Origin of the sequence: Actinomadura soli (assembly GCF_005889715.1) — a bacterium.
GTDB lineage: Bacteria > Actinomycetota > Actinomycetes > Streptosporangiales > Streptosporangiaceae > Spirillospora > Spirillospora soli.
The window spans coordinates 35,336-51,865 of record NZ_VCKW01000024.1 but is presented as its reverse complement, the minus strand read 5'-3'; the positions used below and the strand labels follow the sequence as shown (position 1 = coordinate 51,865).

Sequence of the window (16,530 nt, the reverse complement as noted above, 5' to 3'; positions counted from 1 at the left end):
GCCCCCGGCACGGCTCGGGCCCGCCCCCGCCGCGGCCTCCGCCGGACGCGTAACACAGCGGAAACATATGAGACACGGCCGGGAAACGGCGCCGACCTAGCCTGCCGGGAAGCCGAGAAGCGCTCAAGGAGGCCGGATGTTCAGCAGCGCCGAAGAGGTCCTGAGCTACATCAGGAACGAAGGTGTGCGATTCGTCGACTGCCGGTTCGTGGACCTGCCGGGCAAGATGCAGCACTTCACGTTCCCCGTCGAGAGCTTCGGCGAGAGCGTCTTCACCGAGGGGCTGATGTTCGACGGCTCGTCCGTCCGCGGGTTCCAGGAGATCCACGAGTCGGACATGCTCCTGCTGCCGGACCCGTCCACCGCCGTCGTCGACCCGTTCCGCCAGCACAAGACCCTGAACCTGAACTTCTTCGTCCACGACCCGCTGACCGGCGAGCCGTACAGCCGCGACCCGCGCAACGTGGCGAAGAAGGCGCAGGACTACCTGCGCGGCACCGGCATCGCCGACACCTGCTACTTCGGCCCCGAGGCCGAGTTCTACATCTTCGACGACGTCCGGTTCGAGACCAAGGCGAACGCCGGCTACTACTACCTCGACTCCGTCGAGGGCGCGTGGAACACCGGCCGCGAGGAGCCCGGCGGCAACCTCGGCGCGAAGCCCCCGTACAAGGGCGGCTACTTCCCCGTCCCGCCGATGGACCACTACACCGACCTGCGCTCGGAGATGGTCGCGCAGCTCCTGGCCTGCGGCATCCACGTCGAGATGCAGCACCACGAGGTCGGCACCGCCGGCCAGGCCGAGATCGACTTCCGGTTCGACACGCTCCTGAAGACCGCCGACCAGCTCCTCCTCTACAAGTACATCGTCAAGAACGTCGCGCGCGCCGCGGGCAAGACCGTCACGTTCATGCCGAAGCCGATCTTCGGCGACAACGGCTCCGGCATGCACTGCCACCAGTCCCTGTGGAAGGACGGCGCGCCCCTCTTCTACGACGAGGTCGGCTACGCGGGCCTGTCGGACAACGCCCGCTACTACATCGGCGGCCTGCTCAAGCACGCCCCGTCGCTCCTGGCGTTCACGAACCCCACCGTGAACAGCTACCACCGGCTCGTCCCCGGCTTCGAGGCCCCGGTCAACCTGGTCTACTCCCAGCGCAACCGCTCGGCCTGCATCCGCATCCCGATCACCGGCTCGAACCCGAAGGCCAAGCGCGTCGAGTTCCGCGTGCCGGACCCGTCCTGCAACCCGTACCTGGCCTTCTCCGCCATGCTCATGGCCGGCCTGGACGGCATCAAGAACAAGATCGAGCCCGCCGAGCCGGTGGACAAGGACCTCTACGAGCTCCCGCCCGAGGAGGCCCGCGCGATCCCGCAGGTCCCCGGCTCGCTCCCCGAGGTCCTTGAGGCCCTGGAGTCCGACCACGACTACCTCCTCGAAGGCGGCGTCTTCACGCCCGACCTCATCGAGACGTGGATCACGATGAAGAACGAGTTCGAGATCGACCCCATCCGCCTCCGCCCCCACCCGCACGAGTTCGAGCTCTATTACGACATCTGAGCAGCCGTCGGGCCCTTGGTAAGATCTTGCTAGCGGCGAGAGCCTCCTGAGACCGTCTTCAGGAGGCTCTTTCGCGTTTCCGCACTTACCGAGGACCTTCATGCCCGACCTGTCAGTTCGCCTCGCCGACTCCGGAGACCGCCCGGTCCTTGAGCGCCTGTGGCTGATGTTCCAGCACGACGTCTCGCAGTTCCGCGGCCTGCTCCCCCGCCCGGATGGAACGTTCCGCAGCGAACGCCTCCACGCCGCCTTCCACGACCCGGACTGGGCCGCGTACCTGCTGACCAGCGACGCCGACCCCGTCGGTTTCGCGACCGTCCGGGGCCTCAAGGACGACAAGCGCGTGCTGAGCTCCTTCTTCATCGTCCGCGGCGCCCGCAGGACAGGGCTCGGCCTGCGCAGCGTCCGGGAGGTGATCGCCAGGCACCCGGGCCCGTGGGAGGTCGCCTTCCAGGACGAGAACGTCCCCGCCGTCCACTTCTGGCGCCGCGTGGCCACCGAGATCGCCCCCGACGCCTGGACCGAGGAGCTAAGACCGGTACCGACCAGCCCCCAGCTCCCGCCCGACGTCTGGATCTCCTTCAACGCCTGAGCACTCCGGTGCAGGCGGGCCCCCGCGCGAACGGCGGAACGGCGTCATCGCGGTTCGTCTTCGAGGAAGGCGCGGAAGGCGCGCGGAGCCCGGCCGGTGACGCGGTGGACGGCGCCGGTGACGCGGTCCTCGGCCCCTTCGGCGATGGCGCGGTCCATGCCCGCCAGCATCTCGGCGTACTCCGGCGGCACCAGCGCCGCGAGGCGATCGCGCAGCCGCTCGTAGGACAGCCGGCGATGGACGACCGTCCGACCGGTGACATCGGTGATGATCGCGGCGATGTCGTCGTGGCTCAGCGTCTCCGGCCCGGTGAGGACGAGGTCGGTGTCCGGGGCGTGCTCGTCGGTCAGGGCGTGGACGGCGACGGCCGCGATGTCGTCGGCGTCGACGAAGCCGACACGGCCGTCGCCGGCGGCGGTGAGGATCATGGCCTCCTCCCGGATGCTCCTGGCGTGGACGTGGGTGCCGGTGAAGTTCTGCATGAACCAGGAGGGCCGCAACACCGCCCACCGCTCGAACAGGTGTGGAAGGACCTTGTGCACCTTTCCCGAAGCCTGGCCGCCCTCGGGTATGGCCGACGAACTGAGGAGCACCGCGCGCTGGACACCGGCCGCGCGAGCAAGGTCGAGGAAGGGCACCATGACCGCCGCCGGGGACAGATCGCCCGGCGGCGGTACGAGGTAGAGGCGCCCAACCCCGTCGAGGACGTCGCGATGGGTGCCGGGCTCGTACCAGTCGAAACGGACCGATTCCGCGCCAGGGACGAGAGCGGCGCGACGACCGGCCGCCCTGACCCGGTGCCCCGAGGCCGCCAGCCGCGCCGCGACGCGGCTGCCGGTGGTGCCGGTCGCGCCGATGACCAGGATGGTGTCGCTCACCGGGCACTCCCGGCGAAGTCGGCACCGGGTTCGAGGACCACCAACGGGTTCCAGTAGTCGCGGTAGGAGGCGAAGCGCCCGTCCTGGACGGTCACGACGGCGATGTAGGACATGTCGAAGGGCTTGCCGGTCTTCACCAGCCGCCCGACGCCGCGCATCTCGACCACGATGGTCTCCGGAACGGCGGTCTGGTGGATCCGCACGCCGGTGAAGTCGTGCAGGTCGATGTGGTCGGGATACTCGCGCATGTAGGCGGCGATGGCCTCGGCTCCGTCCAGGCGTCCAGGCCAGCCTGGCGGGGCGAAGGGGAACTCCATGACGCCGTCTTCGGCCCAAAGCGCGACCCAGCCGGGGATGTCGCCGTCCAAAAGCAGTCGCAGGCTGTGGCGGAACAGGTCCGCCGGTGACGTGTGCGCGGGCATGGGCGTCCTCCATCTTCTAGAATCCGGACTCTGGGTCCGGAATTTGAAGATACGGACCCATGGTCCGGATCGCAACCTGGAGAGCCCATGCCCGAGCGCAGACCCCGCAAGGACGCCGTGCGCAACCGGAAAGCCGTCCTCACGGCCGCCGACGCCCTCTTCGCCCGCAGCGCGAGCCCGGACGAGGTCACCATGGCCGACGTCGCGGCGGCGGCCGGTGTCGGCAAGGGGACGCTCTTCCGCGCCTTCGGCGACCGCACCGGCCTGATCCGCGCCCTGTACCAGGCACGACTGGAACCGATCAGGAACGCCGTCGAGGCCGGCCCACCGCCACTCGGACCCGGCACCCCGCCACTGGAGCGCATACCCGCCCTGCTCGACGCCATCCTGCGCTTCAAACTCGACAACCGCGGCCTCGCACTGGCCCTGGAGGAAACCAGCGGCACCAGCCCGTACCAAGCGGAGCACTACGCGGCATGGCACAACCTGCTTCAAAACCTGCTGGAACAAGTGCCGGGTCTGACCGACACCGGTTTCACGGCCCACGCACTCCTCGCCGCCACCAGAGCCGACCTCGTCGAGCACCTGGCAGGACGAGAGCGCGTACCGCCCGAGACGCTACGGGCTTATCTCGCGGGCTTCACAGCCACAATCCTGCGCTCTCGTCCGGACGGGCGTTGATCTCAGCGCGGTCCCACCAGCGCCATGCCGTTGCGGACTGCTCGGCTCGGGCGGCGGTGTAGGCGACCTCGTGGTGAAGCGCGCCCCACATGGCGCGCAGCTCGTTGTCGGCGCCGTCCACCCGGGGCTTGAGGAAGTCGAGGCCACCGCGGTTCGCGGCCTCGGCCGCGTCGAAATCCCCGGCGTGTGCTTGGCCTCGCGGATCAATTCGGGGAGCAGGCCGCCGAGGATGGTGCGATGGTCGGGCGCGGGACATGCTGGGCCGCTCCCGGTAGTGCTGGATGCGCTGCGCGACGGTCTCGGGCCGCGGGGTCGATACTTCGGGTGTTCAAGGCCCTGCGCCTCCAGTCCCGGTGCTTCAAGGCTGGGCGCAGGTGTCGGGGGGCGCTGGCATCATGTGGCTGGACCTCCGGACGAGGGAGCGGGATGACGGACGAGCCCAAGGGCGTCCTGCGGGACGCTCACTCGCTGCTGGGTGCCGCGCGTGACCTGCTGGCCGATCATCGGCGGGCCGTGTCCGAGGTGCAGGGGGCGCTGAAGCCGTTGCGGGTGGAGGCGGCGCGGGAGCAGATGCGGTCGATTCCGCTGGCCCGGTTGAAGGACGTCACGGATGGGCGGCTTCGGCTCGGGCCCTTGGAAGAGGCCGGGTTCGCCAGTGTCGCTGATGTGCTGGAGGCTACGCGGTACCGGCTTCAGCTACTGCCGGGGATCGGGCCGCAGACCGCGCAGCAGCTCCACGCGGCGGCGGGCGGGCTGGCGGAGGCGGCCGAGCAGTCGGTGGGCGTGCGGATCGACGTGGAGCGTCGGGACGAGGTGACGACGCCGCTGGTCATCGCGTTGCACCGCCTGGTGAACGCCGGGCCCGAGCTGCCGCGGGCGCGGGCCGCGGCTCAGGATGTGGAGCGTCGGTTCGGGCCGCTTGTGCGGGACGCGCGGCCGATGGGGTCGTGGTGGCGGAAGATCTTCGCGCGGCCGTCGCGGCGGGAGCGGGCGCGGGAGGCGGTCGGCGAGCTGGCGGAGGCGCTGAGGGGTGAGGAGGAGCGCGATACCCGGCTGCTGATGTCGCAGGGGTCGGTCGATCTGCTGCGGCCCGCTGTTTCGGGCGATGAGGCGTGGATCGACTTCGAGTTGCGGGCCTCTGATTATCAGACTCTGCTCGCCGATCTCGCGGCACTGGTGCCCGAGCGGGAGGCGGCGGAGGGGTTCCTGCCGGGTGATCTGGCGGCGCGGGTGAAACACCAGCCGCTGGACGACGGGTTCCGGCGGGTTTCGCTGCGCGGATACCAGTCGTTCGGGGCGCGGTTCGCGCTCGTCCAGCGGCGGGTGATCCTGGGCGATGAGATGGGGCTCGGAAAGACCATTCAGGCGATTGCGGCGATGGCGCATCTGCGGGCCCAGGGGGCGACGCATTTCCTTGTCGCGTGTCCGGCGAGTGTGCTCATCAACTGGGTGCGGGAGATCGAGTCGCGTTGCACGCTGGCGGCGCATCCCCTGCACGGGTCGGGGCGGGAGACCGCGTTGGAGAAGTGGGCCGGGGACGGCGGGATCGCCGTTACGACGCTCGCCACGCTCCATTCGCTGGACGTGCCGGAGCATGTGCAGCTCGGGATGTTCGTGGTGGACGAGGCCCATTACGCGAAGAATCACGAGACGCGGCGTGCCCAGGCGGTCGCGTATTGGTGCAAGCGGACGGAGAATGTTCTCTTTCTGACCGGAACGCCGATGGAGAACCGGGTCGAGGAGTTCCGCAGTCTGGTCGCGCATTTGCGGCCGGAGGTGGCGAAGCAGATCCGGCCGCATGACGCGGCGGTGGGGGCGCGGGCGTTCCGGTCGGCGGTCGCGCCTGTCTATCTGCGGCGCAACCAGCGGGACGTGCTCGTCGAGCTCCCCGAGGTCGTGTACGTGGACGAGCTGGAGGAGTTCAGCAGGGCGGATGCCAGGGCCTACCGGCGGGCCGTGGCCGACGGCAATTTCATGGCGATGCGCAGGGCCGCGTATGCCGTCCCGAAGAAGTCGGCGAAGCTCGACCGGCTGGTGGAGCTGGTCGAGGAGGCGGCGGCGAACGAGCTGAAGGTCGTGATCTTCTCGTATTTCCGGGACGTGCTGGCCACCGTCCAGGCGGCGCTGCCGAACGCGCGGGGGCCGATCTCGGGTGACGTTCCGCCGGTGCGGCGCCAGGAACTGGTGGACGCGTTCACCGCCGCGTCCGGGCACGCCGTTCTGCTGGCGCAGATCCAGGCGGGCGGGGTCGGGCTGAACCTGCAGGCCGCGTCCGTCGTGATCATTTGTGAGCCGCAGGTGAAGCCGACGATGGAGACGCAGGCGATCGCCCGCGCCCACCGGATGGGGCAGGTGCGGACGGTGCAGGTCCACCGGCTGCTGACGCCCGGCGGCGTGGACGAGCGGATGCTGGAGATCCTGCAGCTCAAGGCCAGGTTGTTCGACGAGTACGCGCGCCGCAGCGATCTCGCGGAGCGGACGCCCGACGCGGTCGACATCTCCGAGCAGGCCCTCGCGCGGCAGATCGTCCAGGAGGAGCAGGAGCGGCTCGCCACGTCGTGAGCGCCGCGTCCTGAACCGTCCCTGAGTGGGGAAGAACCCGGCCGAGGCCGCTGTTCACGCGGGCGAGGACAGGTGATCGGAGGGGATGGCGATGACCGAGGTGAGGGTGGAGCGCACCGAGGACGGGTTCCAGGCGGTCAACGACCGGGGCGCGCGGGTCGCCATCGGCGACTCGGGCGCCGAGGGCGTGTTCACGCCGGTCGAGCTGCTGCTGGCGGCGCTCGGCGGCTGCGAGCTGGTGACCGTGGAGCCGCTGACGGCGCAGCGCGGGCACCGGATGGCGCGGCTCGCCGCGACGGTCCAGGCCGACAAGGTCGCGACGAGCACGCTGGGCACGATCACGGTCACCTATGACGTCGAGCTCCCCGAAGGCGACGCCAAGGCCGGTGACGTGCTGAAGGCCGTGGCCGAGCGGGTGCACGAGAAGTACTGCACGGTCGGCAACGCCCTCAGGGAGCCCATGAGGGTCGAGCAGGTCGTCTGAGGCGGGGAAAGGAGCCCGGGTGCGCCGATCGGGGGAGGCGGCGCACCCGGGCGGTCCGGGCCGTCGAGCGGAGCTCGTCCGTTGCATGGTGGTGGGTGGGGGCTGGAGGACAGGCCGTCGAGCGGAGCTCGTCCGTTGAATGGTGGTGGGTGGGGGCTGGAGGACGGTCAGTACCGCAGGCCGTGGCCGTACGGGTACAGGCCCTTGATCGTGACCGGCAGGCGCCCGCCGGGCTGCTCGCCGAAGACGACGCGCGCGGCGGCCTTGTGCATGGTCAGGTCGATCCGCTGGGTGCGGGCGGTCGTGCCGTAGGTCGCGATGTACGCCTTCACGTCCGGGTAGGACGTGAGGTCGTACGGCAGCCCGATCGCGAGCGCCGCGACCGGCTTGCCGGTCGCCTGCAGCGCCTTGACGAGCTTGGCCTGCCCCGCGGGCAGCGGCTTGGACGAGAACGTCGCGACGAGGATGCGGTCGGCGGACGCGGCGCGCTTGACGGCGTCGGCGATCTCCGCGTCGGTCGGGTCGGTCGTCGCGGCCTGCCAGGTCTCCACGGGACCGTCCGAGACGGCGGCGACCTGGTCGGCGAACACCTGGGTCTGGACGGCGCCGGCGACGAGCGTCCTGTCATCGGACTCCGGGTCGAACGGGAGGACGTCGCCGTCGTTGCGCACCAGGGTCGTCGCGGCGAGTCCCATGTCGAGGGCGCGCCGCTGGAACCGCTTGTTGCCGGAGACCTTCTCGGCCGTCCCGGGGTCGGCGTAGCGGTGGTCCCCCACCTTGTACTTGCACTTGAGGCCGAGGATGCGCCGGACGGACGCGTTCACCCGCTCCCCGCTCAGCGAGCCGTCGCTCAGGGCGTCGGCGAGCGCGTCGACCGCCTCGGCGTGGGTCTCGAAGCCGCCGGTGGACATGATGACGTCCGCGCCCGCCTCGACCGCCATCACCGTGGCCTGGCGGGTGCCCCAGTTCTTGTCGATGGCGTCCATGTCCATGGCGTCGGTGACGATGAGCCCGTCGAAGCCCATCTCCTCGCGGAGCAGGCCGGTCAGGACCTTGGGCGACAGCGTGGCGGGCAGGTCGGGGTCGATGGCCTTCACCACGACGTGCGCCGTCATGATCGAGTCGGCGCCCGCCTCGATCGCGCTGCGGAACGGGGGCAGGTGCACCTTTTCGAGGGTCGCGCGGTCGTAGGTGACGGCCGGCAGCTCCAGGTGGCTGTCGAACTCGGTGTCGCCGTGCCCGGGGAAGTGCTTGGGCGTCGCGATCAGGCCGGCCTGGTTGTAGGTGCGCACCTGCGCCTCGACGAGATCGGTGACGAGGTCGGTGCGCTCGCCGAACGACCGGACGCCGATGATCGGGTTGGCGGGGTTGGTGTTGACGTCGGCGACCGGCGCGTAGCCCCAGTGGAAGCCCATCGCGCGGGCCTCCGCCGCGGTGATCACGGCGGCCTCGCGGGCGAGGCGCGGGTCGCGGGCGGCGCCGAGGCCCATCGCGTTGGGCAGCGGGGTCGTGCCCTCGCGGACGTTGTGGGTGGTGCCGAACTCGAAGTCCCCCGAGACGAGGAGCGGCAGGCCGAGGCGGGTGTCGCGCGCCCAGCGCTGCATCTGGTTGGCGTAGCGGGCGGCGATCGCGGGGTTCTCCGGCTCGTGGGTGAGGGTCGAGCCGATCTTCAGTTCCTGGATCGCGCGGCGGGTCTCGTCGATGGGCATGCCGTCCGGTTTGGCCCCGGTGGACACCATGACCATCTGGCCGACCTTCTCGGCGTCGGTCATCCTGGCGAGCTGGGCGTCGACGTCGCAGCCCCGGCCTTTGCCCGGCGGCGCCTGCGCGTGGGCGGGCGGGGCCAGCGCCAGCCCGAGCGCCGCGACCGCGGCGATGGACACGAGGGTTCGGCCACCGTTCCTCATAATGATCCTCCTCCGCTCATTGGTCTAGACCAGTCCATACCAGCGGTCGGGATCAATGGTGAAACTTGCCAAAAAGGTGCGGAGGCCGGTCAGGCGCAGGTCGTCCCGGCGGGCGGGACGGTGCCGTCGAGGAGGTAGGCGTTCACCCGCGCGCGGACGCAGAGGTCGCCGGTGTCGTAGGCGCCGTGCCCCTCCCCCTTGAAGGTGAGGAGCGTCGCCCGTCCGCCCAGGGCCCGGGTCAGCGCGGGCGCCCACGCGTACGGGGTGGCCGGGTCGCCGGTGTTGCCGACGACGAGGATCGGCGCGGCGGACGGGGCGGACACCTCGCGCGCCGCGTCGTCGCCCCGCACCGGCCAGCCGGTGCACTGCAGCAGGCCCCACGCCATGGACGTCCCGAAGATCGGCGAGGCGTTGCGGAACGCGGGAAGGAGGCGCCGGACGTCGGCCGGGGTGCGGCGCTCCGTGCCGTCCGCGCAGGTGATCGCGGTGTTGGCGGCGGTCAGGTTGCTGTAGGTCCCGTCCTGCCTGCGGCCGTTCAGGACGTCGGCGAGCGCGAGCAGCAGCGAGCCGTCGCGGCGTTTCGCGGCGTCGACGAGGCCCTGCGCGAGGTACGGCCAGGCGTCGCGGGAGTAGAGCGCGGCGGCGGCCCCGGTCGTGCCGAGGCTCTGGGTGAGCCTGCGGCCGCCGGACGTTCGCAGCGGCCTGCGGTCGAGCCCGGCGAGGATCCGTGCCGTGGATCTCACGACGGCCGGGCCGTCGGCGCCCAGCGGGCACGCCTTCGGACCCAGCCGGGCGCAGGCGGCCCCGAAGGCGCCGAGGGCGCGCTGGAACCCGGCGGCCTGCTGGAGCGCGAGATCCTTACTGCCGATCTTGGTGTCGACGGCTCCATCGAGGACGGCCCGTCCGACCCGGCCGGGGAACCGGTGGGCGTACGCGCCGCCGAGCCAGGTGCCGTAGGAGATCCCGAAGTAGTGCAGCTTCTCGTCGCCGAGCGCGGCGCGGACCAGGTCCAGGTCGCGGGCGGCGCTCAGCGTGCCGACATGGGGCAGGAGCCTGCCCGACCGCGCCTGGCATTGCTTGACATAGGCGGCGCGGCCGCCGATGTACGCCTTCTCCTCGGCGGGGGTGTCGGGGCTGTCGTCCCGGGCGGTGAGCTCGTCCATCTGCCGGGTTCCGGCGCATGTGACCGGGGCGCTGCGCCCGACGCCGCGCGGGTCGAACCCGACCAGGTCGTAGCGGGCGCCGAGGTCGGAGTACTGGCCCGCGGCCTGGGCGAGCGCGCCGACGCCCTCGCCGCCGGGGCCGCCGAAGTTGAACACCAGCGAGCCGGCGCGGCGCCGGCCGTCGGTGGCCGGAACCTTGATCAGCGCGATGTCGATCTTCTCGCCGGACGGCCTGGCGTGGTCGAGCGGCACCTTCACCGTCGCGCAGCGGAATCCGGTGGGCGGCGGCACCGTGCCCGGGGGCGGCGACGGGAGCCCCGTGCACCGCTTCCATTCCGGCGGACGGACGCTCGCGGGCGATATGCTCAGCACCGCCGCATGGCCCACGTGTGTACCACCAGAGGCGTAGTTCAGACCAGAAGCGGCCACCGCGATGGCGCCGACTACCGCAATGCCAGGTATCGCCCAAAAGCGGGCCATTCGTCCCCCCGTTCGTGTCGCGGGGGGCGACCCTGATCTACCCAGGGGCTCCTATGCTGACTCCTGATCAACTCCAGAGGCTCCACATGGGGGGAGCCGGAGGGGGAGGCGTCCCCGGGGCCCATCCCCCGAAAGTCCGGATACCGCATCAGGGTCGTACTACTCAAGTCTGAGATGAAGACCATTCGTCGCGGTGATCTCAATTAGGGGGCCGTGCGGCAAAGATGGGTACCATGGCTCAACCGCCCCCCCAAGCAGCGGCCGCGACGAAGCGGCGACGGGTGCTCACCGCTCCTCCGGTGTGGCGTGAGCTTCTTCTGGTCGTGCTCTTCTACACCGGCTATACGCTGACGCGGATCATCCTGGTTCAGGACGGCACGGGGCCTGCGTTCGCGCACGCCGACCAGATTCTCGGTGTGGAACGGTACCTGGGGCTGGACGTCGAGCTTCATCTCAATCAGACCTTGCTCTCGGTGCCCTGGCTTGCACGCAGCGCGAACATCTTCTACGCCACGATGCATTTCATCGTGACGCTCGGGGTCGTCCTCTGGCTGTACCGCTACCGGCCCGAGCACTACCGCTGGCTCCGCACGTCGATCATGACGGCCACCGGCGTGGCTCTGATCGGCTTCTGGCTCTACCCGCTGGCCCCGCCGCGGTTCCTGCACAACGAGGGCTTCGTCGACCCCGTGACCGCGCTGCACTCGCTCGGCCTGTACGCCAGCGACGCGTCCGGGACGCTCACCAACCAGTACGCGGCGATGCCGTCCATGCACGCAGGGTGGTCACTGTGGTGCGGCATCGTCCTGGTCAAGCTCGCTACGCAGAAGTGGGCCAAGGCGCTCGGCGCGCTGTACCCCATCACGACCGTGTACGTGATCCTCGCCACCGCCAACCACTACGTGCTGGACGCCGTGGCCGGATTCGCGCTGGTCGGCGGCGCGGCGTGGCTGTCGTGGATCCTCTACGTGAGGTACCCCGAACCGATCATCGTCGCGCGGGCCCGGATCGCGCACGGCATCGCGCACCGCGTCCGGCGCGGCGCCGGCGAGCCCGCACCCGGTCACGGTCACGGCCATGCCGCCGCCGCGACCGGAGGCGGCGCCACACGCTCCACGTACAACTCTGGTCGTACATCCCAACCCGCTTAGGTCGTACAAGCCCCCCGCGAGCGCCTGCCGCAGGCCCGGCCCCCGCCAACCCCGGCCAACCCGGTGAACGCGGCTAGTCCGCGCCGTAGAAGACACGGTCGACGACGGCTCGGGCGCGGCGGGCGCAGCGGCGGTAGTCCTCCAGAAGGTCGCCCGTGCTCGGATAGCCGAGGACGCGGGCGACGGCCGTCCGCTCCCGATGGTGATCGTTGGGCAGCAGGTCGGACGCGCGGCCCCGCACCAGCATGATCGAGCCGCGGATGCGGGTGGCGAGGCACCACGCCTCGGCGAGGACGGCGGCGTCCTCGGCGTCCAGGAGGCGGGCCCCGACCGCGGCGTCGAGGGCGTCCAGGGTCCGGGTCGTGCGGAGCCCGGGGATCTCGTGCGCGTGCCGGAGCTGGAGGAGCTGCGCGACCCACTCCACGTCCGCGAGGCCGCCGGGGCCGAGCTTGGTGTGCAGCCGCCGGTCGACGCCGCGCGGGAGCCGCTCGGACTCCATCCGCGCCTTCAACCGCCGGATCTGCCGGACGGCGTCGTCGTCGATCCCCCCGGACGGCCACCGGACCGGGTCGATCAGGGCGCGGAACCGCTCGCGCAGCCCCGGGTCGCCGATCAGCGGGTCGGCGCGCAGGAGCGCCTGCGCCTCCCAGGGCTCCGACCAGCGGGCGTAGTAGGCGGCGTAGGACGCCAGCGTCCGCACGAGCGGCCCCTGCCGCCCCTCGGGACGCAGGTTCGGGTCGATCTCCAGCGGCGGGTCGGGCGCTGGCAGGGCCAGCAGGCGGCGCAGCTCCTCGGCGACGGCGTGCGCGGCGCGTCCGGCGGCCCGCTCCTCCGCGCCGGGCTCGGGGTCGTGGACGAACATGACGTCGGCGTCGCTGCCGTAACCGAGCTCGTGCCCCCCGAACCGGCCCATCGCCACGACCGCGACACGCGTCGGCAGCGGCTCCCGCGACCCGGTCTCGATCTTGTTGACGGCGGCCTGGAGCGCGGCCTCGACGGTGACGGTGGCGATGTCGGTGAGGGTCTCCCCGACCGTCCGGACGTCCACGAGGCCGAGCAGGTCGGCGACCGCCACCCGGAACAGCTCCCGGCGGCGCTGCGCCCGCACCGCCGCGGCCGCCTCCTCCGCCGCCGGCGCCCCGGACCCCCGGCCGGAGTCCCAGTGGCGGCGGACGGCCGCGAGGGCCTCCGCGCGCATCGTCGCGAACGGGCGCGGGGACAGGCCGGAGTCGCTGCCGAGCAGCGCGACGGCCTCGGGGGCGCGCAGCAGCAGGTCGGTGGCGTAGCGGCTGGAGCCGAGGATCCACGCCATCCGCTCGGCGACGGTCACCTCGTCCCGCAGCAGCCGCAGGTACCAGGGGGTGGTGCCGAGCGCGTCGCTGACCTGCCGGAACCCGAGCAGGCCCGCGTCCGGGTCGGGGGCGTCGGCGAACCAGCCGAGCATGACCGGCAGCAGCGTCCGCTGGATCGCGGCGCGCCGCGACACGCCGGAGGTGAGCGCCTCGATGTGCCGGAGCGCGCCCGCCGGGTCGGCGAAGCCGAGCGCCTCCAGCCGGGCGCCGGCGGCCGCCAGGGTGAGCCGCGCCTCCTCCCCCGGCAGCCGCGCCACGGCCAGCAGCAGCGGCCGGTAGAACAGCTTCTCGTGGATGCGGCGGACCTCGCGGGCGTGCCGCCGCCACAGCGCGGTGAACTCCTTTACCGGGTCGGGGCGCAGGCCGAGGGCGCGGCCGAGGCGGCGCAGGCCGTCCTCGTCGTCCGGGACGAGATGCGTGCGCCGCAGCCGGTACAGCTGGACGAGGTGCTCCACGCGCCGCAGGAACCGGTACGCCGAGGACAGCGCCGCCGCGTCGTCGCGTCCGACGTAGCCGCCCAGCGACAGCGCGTCGAGCGCGTCGAGGGTGGCGCGGGCGCGCAGCGACTCGTCGGACCGGCCGTGGACGAGCTGCAGCAGCTGCACCGAGAACTCCACATCCCGCAGCCCGCCGGGGCCGAGCTTGAGCTGCCGCTCGGAGTCGGCGGTGCGCTGGTTCAGGTCGGCCTCGACGCGGCGGCGCATGGCCTGGACGTCCTCCACGAAGCTCTCCCCTTCGGCCGCGTCCCACACGATCGGGGTGATCATGTCGAGGTAGCGGCCGCCGAGGGCCGCGTCGCCCGCGACGGGACGGGCCTTCAGCAGCGCCTGGAACTCCCAGGTCTTGGCCCACCGCTCGTAGTAGGCGCGGTGGCTGGCGAGAGTGCGCACCAGCGGGCCCGCCTTGCCCTCCGGGCGCAGCGCCGCGTCCACCTCCCAGAGCGCGCCCTCCTCGGTGCTGGACGAGCAGGCCCGCATCATCCCCGACGCCAGCCGCGCCGCGGTGCGCAGCGCCGCCTCCTCCGGCTCGCCCTCCGCCGCCTCCGCCACGAAGATCACGTCGACGTCGCTGACGTAGTTCAGCTCGCGCCCGCCGCACTTGCCCATGCCGATCACGGCGAGGCGGCACGTCCCGTGCCCGGGGACGTCGGCGCGGGCGATGGCGAGGCCCGCCTCCAGCGCGGCGGCGGCGAGATCGGCCAGCTCGGCGGCGACGTCCGCGACGTCCGCGAGGCCGGTCAGGTCGCGTCCCGCCAGCGCGAGGAGCCGCCTGCGGTACGCGACGCGCAGCGCGACGAGGGTCTTGCGGCCGGACCCGGACGCCACCGGCTCCCCCGCGCCCGGATCGGCGCCGACGGCGGCCAGCAGATCGTCGCGGGGGTCCCGGGCCGGCGTCTCGTCAGCGTCGCGCAGCACCCGCCAGTGCTCCGGATGCCGGGCGAGATGGTCGCCGAGCGCGGCGCTCACCCCGAGGACGGCGATGATCCGCTCCCGCGTCCCCGGCTCCCCGGACAGGGCCTCCCGCAGCTCCCCGCCGACGCCCTTCTCATCGGCGGCCGGCAGGAGCCGGAGCAGCCCGCCGAGCGCGAGATCGGGGTCTGCGGTGCCGCCGAGGGCGTCGAGAAGATCGTCGCCGGGACGGGCGCCGGAGCCCTTCTCCGCGTCCAGGAGGAGCCGCTCGGCGCGGGCGGCGTCGGTGAAGCCGAGCCGCGCCAGGCGCGCCGTGAGGGACGAGCGGCGCTCGGGAGTGCGGGACTCGGTCACGGACTCCACCGTAATCCCGGGGACCTTGCTTAGAGGACGGCGAGGAGGCGCTTCCGCTCGAACTCGGTCACCTGGCGCCGGTAGTCCTCCCATTCCTGCCGTTTGTTCCGCAGGAAGAAGTCGAAGACGTGCTCGCCCAGGATGTCGGCCATCAGCTCGCTGCGCTCCATGGCGTGGATCGCCTCGTCCAGGTCCTGCGGGAGCGGCTCGATGCCGAGGGCGCGCCGTTCGGCGACGGTCAGCGCCCACACGTCGTCCTCCGCGCCCGGCGGCAGCTCGTAGCCCTCCTCGATGCCCTTCAGCCCGGCGCCGAGGATCGCCGCGAACGCCAGGTACGGGTTCGCCGCGGTGTCCAGCGAGCGGAACTCGATGCGGGTCGAGTGGCCCTTGTGCGGCTTGTACATCGGGACGCGGACGAGCGCCGACCGGTTGTTGTGCCCCCAGCAGATGTAGGACGGCGCCTCTCCCCCGGCCCCGGCGGCGGAGCCGACGTTGCCCCACAGCCGCTTGTAGGAGTTGACGAACTGGTTGCACACCGCCGTGATCTCCGACGAGTGGCGCAGCAGCCCCGCGATGAACGCCCGCCCGACCTTGGACAGCTTGTACTCCGCGCCCGGCTCGTAGAACGCGTTGCGGTCGCCCTCGAACAGCGACATGTGCGTGTGCATGCCGGACCCGGGATGCTCGGTGAACGGCTTCGGCATGAAGGACGCGTGCACGCCCTGCTCCAGCGCGACCTCCTTCATCACCAGCCGGAACGTCATGATGTTGTCGGCGGTGGTGAGCGCGTCGGCGTACCGCAGGTCGATCTCCTGCTGGCCGGGGGCGCCCTCGTGGTGGCTGAACTCCACCGAGATGCCCATCGCCTCCAGCATCGTGATCGCGTTGCGGCGGAAGTCGTGCGCGGCGCTGTGCGGGGTGTGGTCGAAGTAGCCGCCCGCGTCCGCCGGCTCGGGCTCGCGGCCGTCCTCCGGCTTGTCGTTGAGCAGGAAGAACTCGATCTCGGGGTGGGTGTAGAAGGTGAAGCCGAGGTCGGCGGCCCTGGCGAGGGCCCGCTTGAGGACGTAGCGAGGGTCGGCGAAGCTCGGCGTCCCGTCCGGCATGAGGATGTCGCAGAACATCCGGCCGACGCCCGGCGACTCCGACCGCCAGGGCAGCACCTGGAAGGTGGACGGGTCCGGCTTGGCGATCATGTCGGCCTCGTACACCCGGGCGAAGCCCTCGATCGCCGACCCGTCGAAGCCGATGCCCTCGCCGAAGGCGCCCTCCAGCTCGGCGGGGGCGACGGCCACCGACTTCAGGAACCCGACCACGTCGGTGAACCACAGCCGGATGAAGCGGATGTCGCGCTCCTCCAGCGTGCGCAGCACGAACTCCTGCTGACGGTCCAAAGCCTTCTCCCTCGGTACTGCCCGCTCCCTCGGCGCCGCCCGTGTCCTCGGCGCCGCGTCCCCGGAAACCCGGCCGCTACGTCGCAGTATGCCCGGCCGCTGTTACCGCGACGTTACGCGCGCGCGTTCCATCAGAACGTTCC

The 16,530-nt window shown here is 71.7% G+C and carries 13 protein-coding genes; 6 read left to right on the top strand and 7 right to left on the bottom strand.

Annotation, left to right across the window (positions count from 1 at the left end; all coding sequences use genetic code 11):
• Nucleotides 1-136 precede the first annotated feature (136 nt).
• Entirely contained in the window at nt 137-1,561 is a 1,425-nt protein-coding gene (gene glnA, locus ETD83_RS07190) for a type I glutamate--ammonia ligase (RefSeq protein WP_138644262.1), read from the top strand.
• Between the two features lie 100 nt (nt 1,562-1,661).
• Complete coding sequence (locus ETD83_RS07185; RefSeq protein ID WP_138644261.1) at nt 1,662-2,153, top strand: GNAT family N-acetyltransferase; 492 nt, start codon at nt 1,662-1,664, stop codon at nt 2,151-2,153.
• Between the two features lie 44 nt (nt 2,154-2,197).
• Here the strand turns inward: ETD83_RS07185 and ETD83_RS07180 are convergent, their stop codons facing one another.
• Nucleotides 2,198-3,031, bottom strand: coding sequence for an NmrA family NAD(P)-binding protein (locus ETD83_RS07180; RefSeq protein ID WP_138644260.1), 834 nt, complete (start codon nt 3,029-3,031; stop codon nt 2,198-2,200).
• Nucleotides 3,028-3,453 (bottom strand): nuclear transport factor 2 family protein, encoded by a 426-nt coding sequence (locus ETD83_RS07175; protein ID WP_138644259.1) that lies wholly within the window; start codon nt 3,451-3,453, stop codon nt 3,028-3,030. The genes ETD83_RS07180 and ETD83_RS07175 overlap by 4 nt, the downstream gene beginning before the upstream one ends.
• An 87-nt stretch (nt 3,454-3,540) precedes the next feature.
• On the opposite strand from ETD83_RS07175, the gene ETD83_RS07170 reads away from it, so the two are divergent.
• Complete coding sequence (locus tag ETD83_RS07170; protein ID WP_138644258.1) at nt 3,541-4,134, top strand: TetR/AcrR family transcriptional regulator; 594 nt, start codon at nt 3,541-3,543, stop codon at nt 4,132-4,134.
• Here the strand turns inward: ETD83_RS07170 and ETD83_RS42270 are convergent.
• Nucleotides 4,094-4,255, bottom strand: coding sequence for a hypothetical protein (locus ETD83_RS42270; RefSeq protein ID WP_171064055.1), 162 nt, complete (start codon nt 4,253-4,255; stop codon nt 4,094-4,096). The two genes, ETD83_RS07170 and ETD83_RS42270, sit on opposite strands and share 41 nt — an antisense overlap.
• Nucleotides 4,256-4,560: 305 nt before the next feature.
• On the opposite strand from ETD83_RS42270, the gene ETD83_RS07165 reads away from it, so the two are divergent.
• Together ETD83_RS07165 and ETD83_RS07160 are read left to right on the top strand one after the other, a co-directional pair.
• Entirely contained in the window at nt 4,561-6,696 is a 2,136-nt protein-coding gene (locus tag ETD83_RS07165) for a DEAD/DEAH box helicase (RefSeq protein WP_138644257.1), read from the top strand.
• A gap of 91 nt (nt 6,697-6,787) precedes the next feature.
• Nucleotides 6,788-7,180, top strand: coding sequence for an OsmC family protein (locus ETD83_RS07160; RefSeq protein WP_138644256.1), 393 nt, complete (start codon nt 6,788-6,790; stop codon nt 7,178-7,180).
• 167 nt (nt 7,181-7,347) lie between these two features.
• On the opposite strand, the gene ETD83_RS07155 is transcribed toward ETD83_RS07160, so the two are convergent.
• Both ETD83_RS07155 and ETD83_RS07150 read right to left on the bottom strand, forming a co-directional pair.
• Entirely contained in the window at nt 7,348-9,087 is a 1,740-nt protein-coding gene (locus ETD83_RS07155) for a glycoside hydrolase family 3 protein (protein ID WP_138644255.1), read from the bottom strand.
• An 89-nt stretch (nt 9,088-9,176) separates the two neighbouring features.
• Entirely contained in the window at nt 9,177-10,622 is a 1,446-nt protein-coding gene (locus tag ETD83_RS07150) for an alpha/beta hydrolase (protein WP_205717531.1), read from the bottom strand.
• Between the two features lie 341 nt (nt 10,623-10,963).
• On the opposite strand from ETD83_RS07150, the gene ETD83_RS07145 reads away from it, so the two are divergent.
• The gene (locus tag ETD83_RS07145; protein ID WP_230420745.1) at nt 10,964-11,881 is read left to right on the top strand and encodes a phosphatase PAP2 family protein; all 918 of its coding nucleotides are present in this window, start codon (nt 10,964-10,966) and stop codon (nt 11,879-11,881) included.
• Between the two features lie 73 nt (nt 11,882-11,954).
• On the opposite strand, the gene ETD83_RS07140 is transcribed toward ETD83_RS07145, so the two are convergent.
• Nucleotides 11,955-15,005 carry a bifunctional [glutamine synthetase] adenylyltransferase/[glutamine synthetase]-adenylyl-L-tyrosine phosphorylase gene (locus ETD83_RS07140; protein ID WP_407921472.1) on the bottom strand — a complete coding sequence of 1,017 codons (3,051 nt, stop codon included), beginning with the start codon at nt 15,003-15,005 and terminating at the stop codon, nt 11,955-11,957.
• Between the two features lie 20 nt (nt 15,006-15,025).
• Nucleotides 15,026-16,387: a type I glutamate--ammonia ligase gene (gene glnA / locus ETD83_RS07135; RefSeq protein WP_138644252.1), complete on the bottom strand. Its 1,362-nt coding sequence runs from the start codon at nt 16,385-16,387 to the stop codon at nt 15,026-15,028.
• Nucleotides 16,388-16,530 lie beyond the last annotated feature (143 nt).